This is a genomic window from Embleya sp. NPDC050493 (assembly GCF_044458105.1).
GTDB lineage: Bacteria > Actinomycetota > Actinomycetes > Streptomycetales > Streptomycetaceae > Embleya.
The window spans coordinates 139,350-157,763 of sequence record NZ_JBITHP010000011.1; the positions used below are offsets into that span (position 1 = coordinate 139,350).

At 69.3% G+C, this 18,414-nt stretch carries 17 protein-coding genes; 10 read left to right on the plus strand and 7 right to left on the minus strand.

Going from position 1 to position 18,414, the window contains the following annotated elements; translation table 11 throughout:
- The first annotated feature begins 44 nt into the window (after positions 1-44).
- Complete coding sequence (locus ACIBM5_RS22390) at positions 45-1,070, plus strand: Gfo/Idh/MocA family protein (protein ID WP_396008445.1); 1,026 nt, start codon at positions 45-47, stop codon at positions 1,068-1,070.
- 75 nt (positions 1,071-1,145) lie between these two features.
- Here the strand turns inward: ACIBM5_RS22390 and ACIBM5_RS22395 are convergent, their stop codons facing one another.
- A complete protein-coding gene (locus ACIBM5_RS22395) occupies positions 1,146-1,520 on the minus strand; it encodes a PH domain-containing protein (protein WP_360317448.1) in 375 nt (124 codons plus the stop codon).
- Between the two features lie 49 nt (positions 1,521-1,569).
- On the minus strand, positions 1,570-2,670 hold the full coding sequence (locus ACIBM5_RS22400; RefSeq protein WP_396008446.1) for a PLP-dependent cysteine synthase family protein: 1,101 nt from the start codon (positions 2,668-2,670) through the stop codon (positions 1,570-1,572).
- A 237-nt stretch (positions 2,671-2,907) separates the two neighbouring features.
- On the opposite strand from ACIBM5_RS22400, the gene ACIBM5_RS22405 reads away from it, so the two are divergent.
- The 5 genes from ACIBM5_RS22405 to ACIBM5_RS22425 all read left to right on the plus strand — a co-directional run bounded on the left by ACIBM5_RS22405 (position 2,908) and on the right by ACIBM5_RS22425 (position 8,227).
- A complete protein-coding gene (locus ACIBM5_RS22405) occupies positions 2,908-3,417 on the plus strand; it encodes a SigE family RNA polymerase sigma factor (protein ID WP_391581751.1) in 510 nt (169 codons plus the stop codon).
- A gap of 88 nt (positions 3,418-3,505) precedes the next feature.
- On the plus strand, positions 3,506-4,573 hold the full coding sequence (locus ACIBM5_RS22410; protein WP_396008447.1) for a hypothetical protein: 1,068 nt from the start codon (positions 3,506-3,508) through the stop codon (positions 4,571-4,573).
- A 183-nt stretch (positions 4,574-4,756) separates the two neighbouring features.
- Positions 4,757-6,127, plus strand: coding sequence for a DUF2252 domain-containing protein (locus ACIBM5_RS22415; protein WP_396008448.1), 1,371 nt, complete (start codon positions 4,757-4,759; stop codon positions 6,125-6,127).
- 88 nt (positions 6,128-6,215) lie between these two features.
- Entirely contained in the window at positions 6,216-7,676 is a 1,461-nt protein-coding gene (locus ACIBM5_RS22420) for an AlkA N-terminal domain-containing protein (protein ID WP_396008547.1), read from the plus strand.
- The gene (locus ACIBM5_RS22425; RefSeq protein WP_391581748.1) at positions 7,673-8,227 is read left to right on the plus strand and encodes a methylated-DNA--[protein]-cysteine S-methyltransferase; all 555 of its coding nucleotides are present in this window, start codon (positions 7,673-7,675) and stop codon (positions 8,225-8,227) included. The genes ACIBM5_RS22420 and ACIBM5_RS22425 overlap by 4 nt, the downstream gene beginning before the upstream one ends.
- 38 nt (positions 8,228-8,265) lie before the next feature.
- Here ACIBM5_RS22425 and ACIBM5_RS22430 read toward each other — a convergent pair whose 3' ends face one another.
- Positions 8,266-9,066 carry a hypothetical protein gene (locus ACIBM5_RS22430; RefSeq protein ID WP_396008449.1) on the minus strand — a complete coding sequence of 267 codons (801 nt, stop codon included), beginning with the start codon at positions 9,064-9,066 and terminating at the stop codon, positions 8,266-8,268.
- 326 nt (positions 9,067-9,392) lie between these two features.
- Between ACIBM5_RS22430 and ACIBM5_RS22435 the strand changes: the two genes are divergently transcribed.
- Entirely contained in the window at positions 9,393-10,604 is a 1,212-nt protein-coding gene (locus ACIBM5_RS22435) for a DUF4073 domain-containing protein (protein WP_396008450.1), read from the plus strand.
- A gap of 74 nt (positions 10,605-10,678) precedes the next feature.
- Here ACIBM5_RS22435 and ACIBM5_RS22440 read toward each other — a convergent pair whose 3' ends face one another.
- The 3 genes from ACIBM5_RS22440 to ACIBM5_RS22450 form a co-directional block, all read right to left on the minus strand.
- A complete protein-coding gene (locus ACIBM5_RS22440) occupies positions 10,679-11,608 on the minus strand; it encodes a hypothetical protein (RefSeq protein WP_396008451.1) in 930 nt (309 codons plus the stop codon).
- A gap of 34 nt (positions 11,609-11,642) precedes the next feature.
- Entirely contained in the window at positions 11,643-13,556 is a 1,914-nt protein-coding gene (locus tag ACIBM5_RS22445; protein WP_396008452.1) for an IucA/IucC family protein, read from the minus strand.
- A 921-nt stretch (positions 13,557-14,477) separates the two neighbouring features.
- Complete coding sequence (locus tag ACIBM5_RS22450) at positions 14,478-14,900, minus strand: ATP-binding protein (RefSeq protein ID WP_391581743.1); 423 nt, start codon at positions 14,898-14,900, stop codon at positions 14,478-14,480.
- Between the two features lie 242 nt (positions 14,901-15,142).
- Here ACIBM5_RS22450 and ACIBM5_RS22455 point away from each other — a divergent pair, with 242 nt between their 5' ends.
- Together ACIBM5_RS22455 and ACIBM5_RS22460 are read left to right on the plus strand one after the other, a co-directional pair.
- Positions 15,143-15,640, plus strand: coding sequence for a hypothetical protein (locus ACIBM5_RS22455; protein ID WP_391581742.1), 498 nt, complete (start codon positions 15,143-15,145; stop codon positions 15,638-15,640).
- An 83-nt stretch (positions 15,641-15,723) separates the two neighbouring features.
- Entirely contained in the window at positions 15,724-17,286 is a 1,563-nt protein-coding gene (locus tag ACIBM5_RS22460) for an MDR family MFS transporter (protein ID WP_396008453.1), read from the plus strand.
- Here the strand turns inward: ACIBM5_RS22460 and ACIBM5_RS22465 are convergent.
- A complete protein-coding gene (locus tag ACIBM5_RS22465) occupies positions 17,248-17,784 on the minus strand; it encodes a hypothetical protein (protein WP_396008454.1) in 537 nt (178 codons plus the stop codon). The genes ACIBM5_RS22460 and ACIBM5_RS22465 overlap by 39 nt on opposite strands.
- 69 nt (positions 17,785-17,853) lie before the next feature.
- Between ACIBM5_RS22465 and ACIBM5_RS22470 the strand changes: the two genes are divergently transcribed.
- Entirely contained in the window at positions 17,854-18,384 is a 531-nt protein-coding gene (locus ACIBM5_RS22470; RefSeq protein WP_396008455.1) for a hypothetical protein, read from the plus strand.
- Positions 18,385-18,414: the final 30 nt, after the last annotated feature.

Consider the following 18,414-nt stretch of genomic DNA (forward strand, 5'->3'; position numbering starts at 1 on the left):
CATATGAGCGCGTCGGGTGGGATGGCGACGAGGGGGATGACGCCATGAAGCGGATCCGGATCGGCGTATTGGGCGCGGCTCGCATCGCACCGGCCGCGCTGGTCAAGCCCGCGCGGCTGATCCCCGAGGTGCAGGTCGCCGCGATCGCCGCCCGCGACGCGGTGCGCGCGGACGCCTTCGCCCGGCGCCAGGGCATCCCACGCGTGCACGCGCACTACGCCGCCCTGATCGAGGACCCGGAGCTGGACGCGGTGTACATCCCGCTGCCCAACGGGCTGCACGCGCACTGGACGATCCGGGCGCTGGAAGCCGGCAAGCACGTGTTGTGCGAGAAACCGATGGCGGCCAACGAGGCAGAGGCGCAGCAAATCGCGGACGCCGCGGCACGAGCGGACCTGATCGCGATGGAGGCCTTCCACTACCGATATCACCCGCTCGCGAGCCGCATGCGCGAGATCCTGGACGACGGCGAGTTGGGCGAGATCCGCCGCATCAGCACGTCGATGTGCTTCCCGTTGCCACTGCTCGGCGACATCCGCTACCGCTACGACCTCGCGGGCGGGGCGCTGATGGACGGCGGCTGCTACGCCGTACACCTGATGCGGCTGCTCGCGGGCGACGACAAGGCCGACCCGATCGAGGTATTGGACGCCCACGCCCTGACGATCCGCAAGGACCGGCGGGTGGACCGCGCGATGTCGGCCCGCCTGCGACTGCCGGGCGGCGCGGCGGGCACCGTGCACGCGTCGATGTTGTCCCGACGCGTGCTGGACATGCACGCACACGTCGTGGGCAGCCGTGGCGAGATGCGGGTGATGAACTATCTGATGCCGCACCTGCCCCATCGATTCACCGTGCACACGGGCAAGCTCAAGCGGCGCGAACACCTGGGCGAGGCGGCACGGACGCCGACGTACCGCCTGCAGCTGCAGGCGTTCGCGGACGCGATCCGCTTCGGCCAGCCGACGCTGACGCCCGCGGTCGATGCGGTGCCGACGCTGCGCGTGATGGACGCGATCTACCGCGCGGCGGGACTGCCGCTGCGCGGACAGACCCCGGCCACTCGCTGAGCCCGGGAGCGCCGAAGCCACGCTCGGGACACCCGAGTTGCCGAGGAGCCCTCGCGCAGCCTGCGACCCACCTGCTCAGCGCATGATGTAGTGCAGGATCACGTCATGGACGTGGCGACCCTTGTCGTCACTGCGGAACTCCACGCTGTAGGTCTGCGTGCCGACGTGGATCGCTATTTCGCTGGAGCTCAGGTAGGAGCCGGTGAAGCTCTTGTTGGAGACCATGCTCACGCTGCTGATCTTCGAATAGGGCAAGGAGGTGATCGCGATCTTCTTACCGACGAAACTGTTGTCCTGGATGATCGCGCGCCGGTCGGTCAGACCGATGAAGCCGGTGCCGACGCCCTTCGCGTCGTAGACCGCGATGATCTGCTCGCCCGGCAGCAGCCCGCTCTGGATCTTCTCCAGTTGCTCGCGCTTGTCGAAGACGACGTTTCCCGCTCCACTCATCCCGTGCTCCTCCTCGTCGACCTGCGGTACCCAGCCTACGGCTGCTCGATCAGTGCCATTCGCTCGTCGCGTGGAAGTGTCGCAGCGTGTCTTCGTACGCCCCCAGGTCCAGGTTCTGCCCCGCGAGCCACTCGTCCGAGTAGTACGAATGCGCGTAGCGCTCTCCGCCGTCGCACAGCAGCGTCACCACCGAACCGGTCCGGCCCGCGGCACGCATCTCGGCCACCAGGCGCAGGGCGCCCCACAGGTTGGTGCCGGTCGAGCCGCCGGCCTTGTGCCCGGTACGCCGGTGCAGGTCGCGCATCGCCGCCACCGACGCGGCGTCGGGGACCTTGATCATCCGGTCGACGATGTTCGGCATGAAACTGGCCTCGACCCGAGGTCGACCGATGCCCTCGATCCGCGACGAACACGCCTCGGCATACGCCGGATCGTGAGTGCGCCACCCTTCGAAGAAGGCCGAGTTCTCCGGATCCACGACACAGATCTTGGAGTGGTGTCGGCGGTAGCGGACGTAGCGGCCCATGGTCGCGCTGGTGCCACCGGTACCGGCGCCGACCACGATCCACTCGGGGATCGGATGCCGCTCCTGCGACATCTGCTCGAACACCGACTCGGCGATGTTGTTGTTGCCCCGCCAGTCGGTGGCGCGCTCGGCATAGGTGAACTGGTCCATGAAGTGCCCGCCCGTCTCCGTCGCGAGGGCGCGCGAGACCTCGTACACCGTGGCGGCGTCCTGGACCAAGTGACATCGACCGCCGTGGAACTCGATCAGCTCGATCTTCTCCGGGCTGGTGGTGGCGGGCATGACCGCGACGAACGGCAGACCGATCTGGTTGGCGAAGTACGCCTCCGAGACGGCCGTCGAACCCGAGGACGCCTCGATCACGGTGGTGCCCTCCTCGATCCACCCGTTGCACAGGGCGTACAGGAAGAGCGAGCGTGCCAGGCGGTGTTTGAGCGAGCCGGTGGGGTGGGTGGACTCGTCCTTGAGGTAGAGGTCGATGCCCCACTCCGCGGGCAGCGGGTAGGCGAGCAGGTGGGTGTCGGCGGAACGGTTGGCGTCGGCACTCACCTTGCGGATGGCCTCGTCCACCCAGTCGCGGGTCTTCGCGCTGAAACGGTCCACATCGTTGTCCACCGACGTCACGTCGACTCCCCTGGCTTGTTCGTGTCCCGTGCCGGGTTCCGGATCGCGGGGGTGCGGGATCGATGGTGATCGACCCCGGCCCAGGCTACGGGCCGACGCGCGGATCCCTTGGTCAACCCCTCGAATGGCCTATGAGCTGCACATACGTATTCTCGGCCGGAAGTTGTGACGTGTCGGGGGGTCCGCCGCGTCTATGGGGTGGGTACGCGCGAGGGCGCGTAGGGACGAGGAGGGTCTATGGCGGGCTTCGACGCTGAGCCGGCCGATTTCCTGGAGTTCGCCAACGCGTGCAGCGGTCGGCTGTTCCGGACGGCGTGGCTCCTGTGTGGCGATTGGCATCTCGCCGAGGACCTCGTGCAGACGACGCTGGGCAAGTTGTACCGGGCCTGGAAGCGGGTCAGTCGGGCCGACAGCCCGGAGGCGTACGCGCGCACCGTGCTGACGCGCACCTATCTGTCCCACCGACGCAGGTTGAGCAGCACCGAGCAGCCCTACGCCGACCTGCCGGAAGGCTCCGGTCCCGAGGAGGACCAGGCGTTGCGGTTGACGCTCCTGAAGAGTCTGGCCGAACTGCCGCCCAAGGACCGGGCGGTGTTGGTCCTGCGCTACTGGGAGGACCTGAGCGTGGAGCAGACGGCGCGACAGATGGGCGTGTCCGAGGGGGCCGTGCGGAGCAGATCGATGCGAGCCCTGGAGAAGTTGCGGAGCGTGCTCGGAAGCGAATCCGGCTGGCTCTCCGCCGCATGAGGCGTTACTGAGACACCGCCGGTACGGCCGTACGGCTGGTGAGCAGTGCGACCTGCGTTCACACGGATGGCGAGGAGACGGTACGTCTATGGGGTCTGACGAAAAGGAACTGGCGGCCGCGATGCGGACGTCGGCGTCGGGGCTGGTCCCCCCGGCGGGATTGGTCTCGGGTGGTATCGCCCGAGGCAGACGGATGAAGCTGGTGCGGCGCGTGCAGATGGGCGTGTCGACCGCGGCTGTGGTCGCCGTGGCGGGAACGGCCCTGCTCGTCGTCCCGGACCGAACCGACGGCGCCCCCGGACGGGTGGCGGGGCCGGCGAGTTCGACGGCGGAGGTGTCCGCACCGCCCACCACCACCCCAGTGGGGCCCAAGTCTCGGCCGACGCTGTCCGCCCCACCCGGGATGACGCCCGTGCTGCCACCGCTGCTGCTGCATTCGCTTCTGGCACTGTTGCCGCAGGGCCTTCCACCCAGCGGGATCACCGGGTCGGACAACACCCACACGACGACCGCGGGCGTGCACAGCATCGGCGCCTCGGTGTCGTTGGTCCTGGAGGACTCCGCCGGGCCCAGCCTGCTCTCGCTGTCGGTGGAGCAAAGCGCGGAGCAGGCCGACGACACGGGGTGTCCGCACCCGGAGGGCAGCACCGAGGCCAAGTGCCTGGACTACCGGACCTCGGACGGCAGTCGGGTGGTGGAGCGGCAGGATTGGGTCTACCCCGCGACGCCGGACACGCCGGAGAACCGCGCCGATGGCAAGGCAGGTCCTTCGGGAAGGGGGCCCAAGGACTGGTCCGTTCGAGTCGTCCGTCGCGACGGTGTCGTGATCACGCTCAACGAGGTCGCCTCTCGGGAGGAGAAGGGGGACATCGCCCGCGATACGCCGCTCCTGTCGATGGACCGCCTGCGCGCCATCGCCCTCGCGCAGGTCTGGCGTGTGTGGGTGAGCGCGGACGCCAACAAAGCGACGACAACCACCCCACCGACCTTCGCCTACCGGTCCTCGTCTCGCCAGGAGGGGGAACTCCCGCCAACGTCGACAGCCGTGCCGCCGCCGCGGACCCCGGGGGGAACACAACCGGCAACCGGGACCGGCTCGATCGCCCGATCGGACGTCCCCAGCGCGTCGGTTCCCGGAGGCGGGACGGGGTTCTGAGCATCCACAACGACTGCCGGGCATGAGCGGGCGTCGGCCGGGCAGGCGCCGGGTGTCGAGCCCCCGGGCGCCTCTGACTCCCCCCTCACGCTCCGGGGGCTCGATGCCGCGCCGGCCCTTCCGTCTGGGATCCTGACGCGGGGCCCGATCGGCCCCGCGGAGACTTCGAGGGAGGCGGTCGCAATGGCCGAGGGCATAGGGATCGGTCTGGGCGGCGTGGGGTTCGAGGGCGGCTACGCGCAGTACGGCCCGGCGGACCCCGAGGATCGTGCCCGGCACATCCTGGAGGTCTTCGAACGAGCCTTCGGGACCCTGATCGATGGCGACGCTGCCGCGTTCCGGGTGAAGTTCCGCAAGATGGCGTCCTCGGCCTTCGCGTTCTACCGGGGCACGGCCTGCCTGTTCTACGCCGACCTCGACGGCCGTGAAGATCCCTTCCTGGACGAGCGCACCTCGCGGGTGTGGATCCACGGCGATCTGCACGCGGAGAACTTCGGCACGTACATGAACGCCGACGGCAAGCTCGTGTTCAACGTCAACGACTTCGACGAGGCGTACGTCGGCCCCTGGACATGGGACGTCAAGCGATTCGCGGCAAGCCTGGCACTGATCGGGTACGGCAAGGCCCTCAGCGACGACACGATCGCGACCCTCGTCACCGGCTACGGCGCGGCCTACCTGGACCAACTTCGGCTGCTGACCGACAAGACCACACCGCAGGACGCCGCGCTGACACTGGCGACGACCCAGGGACCGCTGCTCGAGGTGCTGCGGCAGGCCCGGTTGCAGACCCGCATCGGATTGCTCCGCTCGCAGACGGTCGTGGCCGACCACGAACGGCGCTTCGCCCTGTCCGGCGGCGCGTTCGAGTTGCCGGACGACGTCAAGGCGACCGTGCTGGAGGCCTTCCGGCGATACCTCGACACCCTGCCTCCCGCGACTCGGCAACGGCCGGACACCTACGACATCAAGGACGTCGTGGGTCGGCGCGGAGTCGGCATCGGCAGCGCCGGGCTGCCCTCGTACAACCTGCTGATCGAGGGCAACACGGAGGCGCTGGAAAACGACGTGATCCTGTACATGAAGCAGGGTCAAACACCGTCGGTGAGCCACCACGTCACCGATCCCCAGGTGCGCTCCTACTTCGAACACGAAGGTCACCGCACCGTCATCTCGCAGCGGGCCTTGCAGGCGCACGCGGACCCGTGGCTCGGTTACACCGACATCGACGGGGTCGGGCAGCTGGTCGCCGAGGTGTCGCCGTACGCGAACGACCTGGACTGGTCGGACCTGAACGAGGTGAACACGATCGCCGAAGTGGTGGAATACCTGGGCCGCGCCACCGCGACGATGCACGCGGTCGCGGACGAGGAAAGCGGTCACACGCTGGTCCCCTTCTCGACCAAGAACGCGATCCTGGAGGCCATCGAGCGGGACGAGGAGGGCTTCAAGACCTCACTCGTGGACTTCGCGCACGCATACGGAGCCCGTGCCCGCGCCGACCATGCCATCTTCGTCGACCTCTTCCGCAACGGGCTGATTCGGGGGTTGTAGGCACGACTCGCGACTCCGAGGCGGTGCCACGGTGCTGTCCGATTCCCGCCGGCCACTCCTGCGGGAACGGGTGACACTTGTCGACGTGATGGACGACGAGCAGTGCTACCGAGCGTGCAGCAGCCGGGACAGTCGGTTCGACGGCTGGTTCTACATGGCGGTCACGAGCACCGACATCTACTGCCGGCCGAGTTGCCCGGCCGTCAAGCCGAAGCGGGAGAACGCGCGGTTCTACCCGTCCGCGGCGGCCGCGCAGGCGGCGGGGTTCCGGGCTTGCAAGCGCTGCCGCCCGGACACCTCGCCGGGCTCGCCGGAGTGGGACGTGCGCGCCGACGTGGTCGGGCGAGCCATGCGCCTGATCGCGGACGGGGTCGTGGATCGCGAAGGCGTCGGCGGCCTCGCGGGTCGGCTCGGATACAGCGATCGCCAGTTGAACCGCCTGTTGATGGCCGAGGTCGGCGCGGGCCCTCTCGCACTCGCCCGCGCCCGACGGGCACAGACGGCCAGGGTCCTGCTGGAGACTTCCGATCTGCAGATCGCGCAGGTCGCGTTCGCAGCCGGATTCGCAAGCGTGCGGCAGTTCAACGACACCGTTCGTGAGGTGTTCGGCCGCACCCCCACCGAGGTGCGCGGACGGGCGGGCGTCCGGAGCGTCGAACCGGGCGAAATCCGGCTGCGACTGCCCTACCGGGAGCCGATCGCGCTCGCTCACGCGTTGGACTTCCTGGGGCTGCGGGCAGTGCCGGGCGTGGAGGAGTACGTGGACGGCGTCTACCGCCGGGTCCTGTCGCTCCCGCACGGCACGGGCGTGGTCGAGCTCTCGCCCGGGCCCTCGTGGGTGTGGTGCCGCCTCGTCCTCGCCGACCTGCGCGACCTGGGCGCCGCCGTCCAGCGCTGTCGCCGGTTGCTCGACCTGGACGCGGATCCGCTCGCCGTGGACGAGGCGCTCGGCAGCGTCGAGTTCGACGACGGCGGGCTGGGAGCACTGGTGCGCGCCACGCCCGGCCTGCGTTCACCGGGCCATGTGGACCCCGACGAACTCGCCGTGCGAGCCGTGCTCGGCCAGCAGGTGTCGGTCGCGGGCGCCCGCACCGTCGCGGGTCGGCTGACCCGCCTGTACGGCAAGCCGCTGGCCGCACCACAGGGCGGGCTCACTCACGCGTTCCCGACCGCGGCCGCGTTGGCGGACGCGGATCCGGCGGACTTGCCGATGCCCACGGCACGCAAGAAGGCGATCTTCGCCCTCACCGAGGCGCTCGCGTCCGGAGCGGTCCGCCTCGACCCGGGTGTGGACCGTCGGGCGGCGGAGGCGGGCCTTGTGGCCCTGCCGGGTATCGGCCCCTGGACGGCGTCGTACATTCGACTGCGGGCCCTCGGCGACCCGGACGTGTTCCTGCCGACCGATCTGGGCGTCAAGCACGCGCTCGCGCGCTGGGGGCTTCCGGTCTCGGCCGCGCAGTCGTGGTCCCCGTGGCGGTCGTACGCGTTGCACCACCTGTGGGCGAGCCTGTCCGCAGCATCCACCGTCTCGGTGAAGGAAGTCGCATGAACCAGGACGCCCTGTTCGAGGCCGTCGAAACGCCCGACCCGAACGTGCCCCCGGCCGTGTTCAACGCCCCCCTCGACGGCCCCCGCCGATACGCGACGCTGGATTCCACGGTCGGCGAATTGCTCATGATCGGTGACGGGCAGTCGCTCACCGCCCTCTACATGGCGGCCACGCCGGGCGCGGATTGGGTACACGACCCCGGTGCGTTCACTCAGACGAAGGCGCAGTTGAGCGCTTACTTCGCCGGCGAACTGCGCGAGTTCGACCTGCCGTTGGCGCCGGCCGGCACGGCCTTCCAGCTCAAGGTCTGGTCCGCCCTGACCACCATCCCGTTCGGACACACGATGTCCTACGGGGCTCTGGCCACCAGGTTCCTCGGGCAGCCGACGGCGTCCCGAGCGGTCGGACTCGCCAACGGTCGCAACCCGATCGGCATCATCATCCCGTGTCACCGGGTAATCGGCGCCGACGGCACGTTGACCGGCTACGCAGGCGGGTTGCCGCGCAAGCAGCGCCTGTTGGCGCTGGAGAAGGTCCGCGTCACCGGTTAGTCGGGCCGCTTCCGAGTGCACCGGCACGGTCGCGGGGCTCACGACTGGAACGCCCGCCGCACGAGCCCCGCGACCCGCCCCCGCCGGAGCGTGTCGTACCAGGTGAAGCGCAGGACGAGCGCGCCCACCAGGGCCAGCTCGTTGGCCCGCGACCGGTCGCGGAACAGCGCGTCGGGCCGCGAATGCACGTCCACTCCGTCCGCCTCCGCGAAGATCGGCCGCAGCCCGGTCAGCCACGCGAGATCCACGCGGGCCAGGCCGCCGCCGGGCAGCGCGACCTCGTGCTGCAACTCGTCCGGTGCGACTCCGCCCCGCACGCAGTCGAGTCGCACTCGCGACTCCAACGGGCTTTCGGCCCGTGCGTCCGCGATCTCCAGCAGCGGCCGCACCTGTCCCGCCCCGGGCCGGCCCGCCGCCGCCCGCTCGACCGCCTCCAACTGCGCCGGCTCGACCAGGCCCAGATGCAGCGCCGAATCGAGGACCGCCAATCCGTCCTCGGGCGGGAGCCTGGGCAGCAGGTCGGCGAGCGTCCGCACCGGCGTCGTCACCGGGAAGCCGTCCACCATCACGATCTCGTCCGCTCGCAACCGTCGCCGATAGGCCACGATGCCGGGCCCACCACGACGTGACGCGGTGGCGGGCGTCGCGATGTGCACAGATTCCGCGCGTGGCACGCCACGCATCCCGTGCACGTGGGCCGCACTGTGCAATACGGCCACGGCTCGCTCGCCATAGGCCGCGAGCCCGGCGCGCAACAGTCCGCGCGAGGTGAGCGCACATCGATCGGCATCGACGAGCCCCACGCCGCGCGCGAGTTCGCGCACCTTCCCATCGTTCACGAGCCTGCGCCACAGCCGCCCGGATACTCCGGCGGACAGCGCCTGTTCCCGTGTTACCACTCCGTCGTGCTGCCATGCCAACCCCCGCAAGACTCGTACGGCCTCTTCCATCCCCGGATACTGGTCTGCACGGCCTGCCGCGGGGTGGGGGTGGATGTCATCTGTGGACAACTCGACCCTTGTGGACGGCTTGAGGCTCGCTTTGCCGGATTCGTGGACAATCTTCAGCCGTTCGACACCTTCATGATCATTGCGGGCTGCCGGGCGGTTGGGACCAACCGGTGTGATGGGTGGGTCCCCATACCCCCTCCGTCCCGAGGATCGCCATGCCCGACTTCCGCAAACACCGGCGCGTCGCGGCCGTGTGCGCCGCGCTCGCCCTGACGGCAGGCGCAGGCGCCGCCTACGCCGAGAGCCGCCCCGCCGCGTCCCGCGCCTCCGCCCCGGTGAACGCAGCCCCCGCCTCCGCGCCCGCCAAGGTGTCCTTCAACGTCATCAGTGACGTGCAGGGAGATCTCGCGGACTTCGGCCGCGCGCTCGACCAGATGAAGGTGATCAACCCGAACAGCGGCGCGCTCGTCGTCAACGGCGACATCACCCCGCGCGGCTACAAGTCCGAGTACGACCAGGTAAAGCAGGTCCTGAACACGCGTCCGCACCCGGCGAACACGTTCTTCACGATCGGGAACCACGAGTTCTACGTGCCCAAGTACTGCAATCCGGACAAGCTGTGTCAGGAGACCTGGCCGAACGGCACCACCGAGCAGTCGCTCTTCCAGAACTTCTACGACTTCACCGGTCTCGACAAGGTCTACTACGAGCGCGTCGTCGACGGTGTCCCGATGCTGTTCCTCGGCACCGAGAAGTACATGAAGTACACCGACCCCACCAAATGGGACGAGGTGTGGTTCAGCGACGAGCAGCTGACCTGGCTCGAGCAGCGGATGAACTACTGGGAGGCGCAGGGCAAGCCGACGTTCGTGTTCTCGCACCACGTGCTGCCGGACACGGTCTCGGGCACGCGCAACAAGCTCTACAAGTCGGACTACCTCCAGGCCGACCGGATCATGAACATCCTGGGCGCCCACAAGGACGCCGTGCTGTTCACCTCGCACACGCACTGGGACCTGAACCTGTCCGACTGGGCCGTGCGCAAGGTCGTGCCGGGCACCGGAAACCTCGAAGGCTTCACTGTCGTCAACACGGGCGCCGTTCAGACTCAGTGGACCGACAACGGCTCGGGCGGCGAGAGCGCGCTGAGCGGATTGGAGAACAGCGGGCTCCAGGTCGAGGTCGCCAACGACCGGGTGACGATCAAGGCCCGCGACTTCCGGCGCAACCAGTGGGTCAAGGAGATGAACGTACCGCTGCACACCAAGTGCGCTGCGGCCAAGCCGTGGACCGAGTCGATGACGTACACGAACGGTGACACCGTCGTGTGGAACAACCACACGTGGCGTGCCAAGTGGTGGACGCGCGGCGAGGCACCGGGCACGACCGGCCAGTGGGGCGTGTGGGAGGACCAGGGCGCCTGCTGATCGCCTGCGACAAGAACGGAAGGGGTGGGACCGTCGGCGGCCGGCCCCACCCCTTCGGTGACCCGGCCGCGCTCTCACGGGCGCTCGGTGCTCGCCGTCGGAGACGAGAACGCGCGCGGATGGCTTCGCGCGGGATTCTGCTCCCCGCCCCCGTCCCCAGGCGTTCGCGCCGGACCGATCATCGGATCGATGCGCACGAGCGTGAGGTCTCCCTTGTCGAGGATGCCCGCCCGCCGTCGCGCGGCTGCCCACCGGGCGAGTTCGCGCGGACTACCAGCCGCGGGCTCACGGAGTTCCTCCCAGGGGCGCCCTCCTGCCAGCGCGGTGCGCAGGAACCACGCGCCGGCGGTGTCGTTGGCGACGTACAGCAGGTCGCGATCGGTCCAGGTACCGCGCGCGCAGCGCACCCGCCGTGCCACCGCCGCGGGGTCCGCGCCGTTGCTGGTCGCGACGTCGGGTCGGCGGGAGGTGGGAAACACCCGCCAGAGCCGGTCGCCGCGGACCTGGAAGAGATAGGCGTCGCCGAGCACCGCGGCCGCCCATTGGCCCCGGCCGGAGAGCCACGGATGCGGCGCGAGGTGCGCGGCGAGTACCGCCGAGGCATGGGCTCCGCGCTTCAACTTGCGCAGTTCGTACGGCTGTACGGGCATCCCGCGCCGATCCCGCTCGACCAGGTACCGCTTGGTCAGTTCCGGCCACCGGTCCGCGGCGCGCCCCAATACGTCGGCGAAGCCAGTACCCCCGCACAGGAGCGGAGTGGGCGCCGCGCCGCAGGCCCGCACCAGGAGTTCGGCCCAGCGCCGCGCGAGCAGGCTTTCCGCGGCGCCGTCCGCGAGAGCGACCCGAAGCGCGCCCGGCCGGTCCACTCGAGCGCGCCTGCACGCGGGTCCGGCCGGCGGCAGGAACCCGCGTCCGGCCCCGTCACCGATCCAGACCGCGTCCTCGTACTCCAGGGGTTCGCCTTCGTACCGGTGCAGCGCCAGGACCGTGACGTTCGCGCGCACCGTGCCGTCTCCTCTGTGGTGGTACGAGAACCGCTCAGCCGCGCACGTCCGCAATCGGGTTGGGGATGTCGACGTAGACGGACTGGGTCTCCAACGGGACTTCGAGTTCGTCGAGACCCGCGACGCGGGTGAGCAGATTGGCCTTGCACCGCAGTGTGGCACCGTCGAGGAGGCGGTCCATGAGCGGGCGTCCGGCGGGGTGATCCGCGCGCGTGCGGACGAGCCGGTCGCGGAAGATCGCGATCAACGCCTTTTCGTCGGCCAGCCCTTGCGCGCCCATCGCTCCGACAAGGCCCAAGACGTTGTTGATCGCGAGGTAGTAGCCGAGCCGTTCGTCGATCACGTGGTCCGGGCACCACGTGCCCAGGTCCCGACCCGCGCCGGGGAGCCAACGGGCCAGCCGCGCACCGCGTTCGGCCGAGAAGTAGTAGCCCTGATTGCCGCGGTAGCGCCCGCCGATCGGACGGCCGTCCGTGTCCAGCACGACCAGGGTGTTCTGTTGATGCGCCTCGAGCCCCAGGCCATATTCGCCGTGCAGCCACAGAATCGGTGCGACCAGCACGTCGAGGTAGCGACGGAACCACGATTCGGCGGTCTCCCGCAGCGGCGTCGCGGTGCGCGCGGCGAGCGTGTACAACACCTCGGCGAGCATCGACCTCCCCCGCGGCAGGTCCGGGCGCGGCGCCGCCAGCCCGGCGATGCAGTGCACGCGATCTCGCGGGCCGAACGGGTTGTCCCGCACGACGAGTTCGAGCCCCGACTCGCCACGACCACCGGGGATGTCGACGGCGATCCAACCGAGATCGCGCAGCACGTCGAAGCCGGGGTGGGCGGAGTGCATGACGCGTTTGAGGCCGGCGTCGAGCATGCGGTGCACGGCCAGACCCCGGCGCAGTTCGCTGCGGTGGTTCTCCCGGCGGGAGTTGGTGATCTCCACGCCGAGCGAGGTCTTGAGCATGACGGGTGCCCCGGTGCGGTACACGGTGCGCAGCGAGGAGGTCGCGGACCACGCGGGCCCACCCGGGCCGAGGTCGCGAAGCAGACCCCGCTCCAGGAGGGCGGCGACACCCGGCCTGCCCAACACGTCGCGGGCCTGCCACGGGTGCGCCGGAAGCGCGACCATGCCCGGTGGCAGGCTCACGTCACCTTCGGCAAGCCCGGCGAGCACGACGGGTACTGGACGACCCAGGTCGCCGTCGTGAACCGCGACGGAGGGGTCGACGGCGAACCAGTGCAGTGGGAACGAACCGCGCAGTTCCGGCGAGTAGCGCGGCGACGAGGGTCCGTACATGCCTTGGCGGGACGCCGGCGAGGGGTGCATCGGGTGGCCGAGCACGATCGACTGTTCGGTGCACAGGAACGGCGTCGTTCCGGGAGTGTCCTCGGGCGATTTGCGGCGCTCGGCGACGTGGTGTGCGATCCGCCGGGTCGAGTCGATCACCCGGTCGGTCATGTCGGCGATCGCGGTGATCGAGCCGACCCGCCCGTGCGCCGCCTCGATCGCAAGCAGCACGGCCAGCGTGGTTGCGTCGAGTGCGACGCCGCTGCTCAGTCGGACCGGCCCGAAGCGGTGCATGCCCGTCTCCGAGCGGTACAGGATCGGCGCGACGACGGTGCTGGCGGTCGCCGGCAGCGGAAGCCGTAAAGGACCGCCCGCCGGTACGGCCGTGCCGCTTTCGCGGATGCGGCAACGCAGCAGATTCTCGATGGCCGCGTGGTCGGCGGCACGGGCGGGCACGGGGTCGAGCAGTGGATCGCTCGGTGCCGGCTCGCCGGGGCCGATGTGTCGCGCGGCGCCGAGTACCGCGCCGTGGCGCGGGTGTTCGGGTTCGAGATGGGTCGGATGGGCTCGCGGCGGCGAAGGTTCGTCCCCGGCCGGGCCCGGAGTGGGCTTTCGAGGGCTGCCCGGTCGCGCCGGCTCCGGAAGCGCCTCCGCGGATGTCGACATGTGCGGTACGTACCTCCCCTGGTCTGCACGGCCGTGGGTCGGGCTACGGGTTCGAATCGTGGACGCGGCCCATTCACCGCCGCTCCGAGGGACGTTCACCGTACGGCAATCCGCCGGTTATCAGAATCATGTCCCGCATCGGGCTCCCGTGTGCGGGCTTTGCGTGATGGCCACCCCTTCTCATGATCCGAGATGTTGGCGGTCTCCAACGCGTCTGCAAAATCGCCCCGTTGCCGCGATGTCGTCGCCGAGCCGCCGTGGGCGCCCGTCACCACGGTACGAACGCCTCCATAAGAGCGATGTCAGGGACCGGACACGGCGGTTCCGGTGCGGTTTCGCGTTCCCCGGATGAGGACGCGCGGTCGTGACGAGCAGACCGTGACGGGTCCGTCGGCCGGCGGTGGTCGTCGATGCGGCGATCGAGATTGGGCAGGGTGTGCATCCCGCGCCCACAAGGAGTTTGCGCCATTTTTGATGGATCGGGGTACCGGTGCCGAATATGGGCGCCGTAATCCCCCCGTTCCGCTGATCGTCGGCACGGTCCGTCCGGCTGCGGTTACGATACGGACGCCCCGAGGTCGTAGGTATCGAGGGTTGCACCGTTCGAGGTCTCGCCTCCGGTCACGCGCTCGACCACGGGTTGTTCGGCGGATGAAGCGAGGTTCTTGCGCTGCCCGAACGTCGATCCACAGGACCCCTCGCACGTGCGTTCCACTCTCGTACAGGCCGCGGTTGTCGATGCCGCACGCGGGCGTGCGCGGCGGCGCACCCCGGGCTCCCGGAACGTGCCAGGGCGGCTCGTCGGTGAACCGAGGTCGATGACGAACCGACAGCGTGCCCCCAGATTCGCCGGGCCTTCAATCGAGAAGGCGACGGAGTACGAAGCGGGGATCTATCGGGAAGCCATGAGCGGGGCGGAGTTCAGGCGACGGGCCACGGCAGGATCACCCACAGGGTCTTGCCGTCGGGGTGCGCCTCGATGTGGATCTGGCCGCCGAGTTCGGTGACGACGTTGCGCACGATCAGCAGGCCTCGGCCGGAGGTGTCGTCGACCGTTTCCAACAGGGCGACCGGACGGTAGGGGTGGCGGTCGCGTACTCCCAACCACAGCCAGCCGTCGTGCACCGTACAGGTCACCGAGACCTCCGGCGAGAGTACGGCCGCGTGTTCGACGGAGTTGGTGATCAATTCGGAGGCGACCAGCTTGAGGGCGTAGCCCAGGTCGTGCCCGTAGGGCAGTCCCCAGTAGGTCAGATGGTCCGCGAGAGCCCGTCGGGCCTGGGCGACCGAGGCCGGTTGGGCGGGCAGGGTGAACCAGCAGGATCGCTCGTATCCCGTTCCCATGTCACCCCTTTCGGCACCGCGCCTCAGCGTACTGACCGGCGCGCTTGCGGGCGCACGGTTGACGATTCGTCATATCGCTACGATTCGATGATCGGTCGCGTGTGTGAGCGAAGGTCGACATGGGCAAGACCATCGCAGTCCACGTCCCTCCCGGCGTGTGATTGTGAGCGCCGAACAGCGGCATTCCTCTGCGAATGACCGGATTGTGCACGGTGCGGATTCCAGAAGGGTGACTACCTGTGGTGGAAGATCTCGATGCCGTCGAACAGGCCATGTTGGCCAACCTTCTCGACGGTCGGCGGCCTCGTCGGCGCAGCTCGGAGACGCCGTCCCGGTCCAATCGACAACACCAGCCCCCGCAGCAGCAGCGCCGTCAGGCGCAGTCGGTGCCGCGTGCGGTCATCCCGGCGCCGGCCCCCACGGCGGCACCCAATCGAGACGCTACGCGCGTTCTCGACATCGGTCGGGTAATCAAGCAGATCGACCCCCGGACCACGCCCGAGCAGCGGCATGCGATGGCGACGAGTTGGACCCAGTTGGACATGACGGCAGCTCAGGTGTTGGCCTGGCTGACCGCCGGCATCCTGCCCACCGAGTACAAGCTGGCGGCCATGTGCCTGGAGCGGGGGCTGACCCCGCAGGACATGAAGACCCGCCTCGATGGCGTACGCGTGGTCGAGCGGCTGCGCAGCGAGGGCGTGGACGGCGTGGTGGCGCAGCTGCGCAGCGGTGCCGCGTAGGCGGGCCGCGCCGAGGAGCATCGCAGGCCCGGCCGGTTGATGATCATTGACATGATTCATTACCAAGCCTAGCTTTTAGCGATGTGAAGGATTCGGGGGCGGGTTCCGCCGCCCCACATACTCTGACGCACCGCCAGATCTTGCTGGTCTTCTGCGGGTTGATGCTCGGCGTCATGCTGGCATCGCTCGACGCGACCATCGTCTCGACGGCGATGCCGACGATCGTTGCCGACCTCGGCGGGCTCGAACACCTGGCGTGGGTAACCACCGCGTACACCCTCGCCACGGCCGTCTCGATCCCGCTGTACGGAAAGCTCGGCGACGTGCACGGCCGCAAGCGGCTGTTCCAGTTCGCCATCGTGGTGTTCCTCGCAGGCTCGATGTTGTGCGGCACCGCGCAGTCGATGGGCGCGCTGATTGCCTTCCGGGTGGTCCAGGGGCTCGGCGCGGGCGGGCTCATGAGCAACGCGCAGGCGATCATCGGCGACTTGGTGCCGCCCGCCGAACGTGGTCGCTACCAGGGCTTCATCGCGTCCACGGTCGCGTTCTCGACCGTGTGCGGGCCGCTGATCGGCGGCTTCTTCACGGAGGCGCTGTCGTGGCGATGGGTGTTCTACGTGAACATCCCCCTGGGTGCGGTGGCGCTGATGGTCACCTCCGTGGTGCTCAGACTGCCGCGCAAGGCCTACGTCAAGCGTCCGTTCGACGGCTCCGGTCTCGCTCTGCTCACCTGCGGGACCAGTGCCCTGATCCTGTTCACGAGTTGGGGCGGGACACAGTTCGCCTGGATCTCCGCACCGAGCCTGGTGCTGGCGGTGACGGCGATCGGCATGCTCGCCGGTTTCGTATGGGTCGAACGGCGTGCAGCCGACCCGTTGATTCCCTTGCGGCTGCTCTCGCGCAACACAATCGTGCGGGTGGCGTGTCCGCTGACGATGGTCACCGGCTGTCTGACTCTCGGGATGAGCACGTTCCTGCCGATCTACCAACAGATCGTGCACGGTCACGGTCCGACCGAATCGGGGTTGCTGCTTGCGCCGATGATGCTCTCGATGATGGTGTGCTCGACGCTGTCGGGTCGGTTGATCTCGCGGATCGGCAAGTACAAGCGCTTTCCCGTGATCGGCACGCTGCTCGCCGCGGCCGGGCTCGTGGTGTTGTCCCTGCTGGGCACGGACAGCCCGTACTGGCATCTGCTGATCGGGCTGATGGTGCTGGGCTTCGGGCTCGGCACGATCGGACCGGTGACCACACTCGCGGTGCAGAATTCGGTCGAACAGTCGGACATCGGCGTGGCGACCGGCCTGAATTCGTTCGCCCGCTCGATCGGTTCGGCCCTGGGCGCGGCCGTGCTCGGTGCGGTGTTCGCACACGGGCTGGCCGACGGAGCCGGGAGCGGCGGTGCCGGCGAGACCGGCATGGGGGTCACCCGGAAGGCGATCGACGCATTGCCGCCGGCGCAACGGGAGGCCACGTTGGTCGGATTCGCCGACGCGCTCGACGCGGTGTTCCTGGCGGCCGTCCCGATCGCGGTTCTCGGCTTCGTGCTCGCGTTGATGTTGCGGGAGATCCCGTTGCGTCGGGGGCCGAAGCACCTCACGGCGGGATCAGCGGGCACCGAACGCAAGCTGTCCGAGGCCGGCTGACAGGTCGCGCAGGTCTTCCGCCGCATCCCAGGCCCAGTGGTTGGGATTGCCGGCGAGCCCTTCGTCGGTTTCCAGTCGGCGCAACGCGAGCCCTGCCAGGTCGAGGACCAGGTCGTGCTCGCCCTGGCCGTTGAGTCGGTTCAGGACGACCACGACGTCGCAAACGCGCCGGGTGAGGCTGCGTTCGGGAATGCCTTCGATCAACCGGGCGAGGCCGTAGCCGGCCATCAGGCCCAGGATCATGCCGCGTATGGCCGACAGATCGCGCCGTTCCCTGGCCGGTTCGAAGCGGCGCCACCAGCGCACCCACGCCTCGGGCTCGGTGCTCGCGCGAGCCTCGATCGCGGTCCGGCGCGGCGGCGCGAATGCCGACCGCACGGATCCGGCGAGCATCAGCCGTTCCAGGGCCGCGTCCACCGCGACCTCCAACTCGGGGCGCGCCGTCGATCGCGCGGAGATTCGGGTCTGTTCGGCGGCGGTCGATGTCATCGTCGTCATGCGATGTATTGGAGCGGAGTGTTACGTTGCCCCGCCCAGCGATCACTCGAACGAGGGACACTGTCTCGCATGAACGAGTGGGAGCTGTGGCGTCAGGACGACAACGGCGCTCGTTTCCGGATCCGAGGCTATGCCGATCGTATGGCTGCAATCGCCGGCCGCTTGGTGATAGAGGCCGGAATGCCGCACAAGCAGCTGTACTGGGTGGCGGGGCCGTCTACCCCGACCTGTCCGACACCGGGCGCCGCGGCAGAACGGATCCAAGCCCTGTCGGCGGACCGTGAGCCGACGGCCGCCGCGTTCCTCGCGGCCTTCCGGTACATGGGGGCATCGCTGCGCGACGACCGCCGCCTCGAACCCGCCACGGTCGCGGCTTTGTTCCAGGTCGCGTGGGAGCACGCCGAGACCGGACCGGCGCGCGGAAGCGCATCCGATCCCGCGTGCGCACCCGAGGGCGAAGGGGAGCCGGTGCAGGCACCGGCGCTCGACCGCGCACGGGACCATCTCGTCCACGCGGCGGCGTTTTTGCGGGCTTGGGACCCGAACGCCGATCTGCGCCGGCAGGATCTGCTCGACCTCGTGACGCGCGTACCGCACTGACGGCGGTCCGGCGCCCGGGGGCGTGGGCAC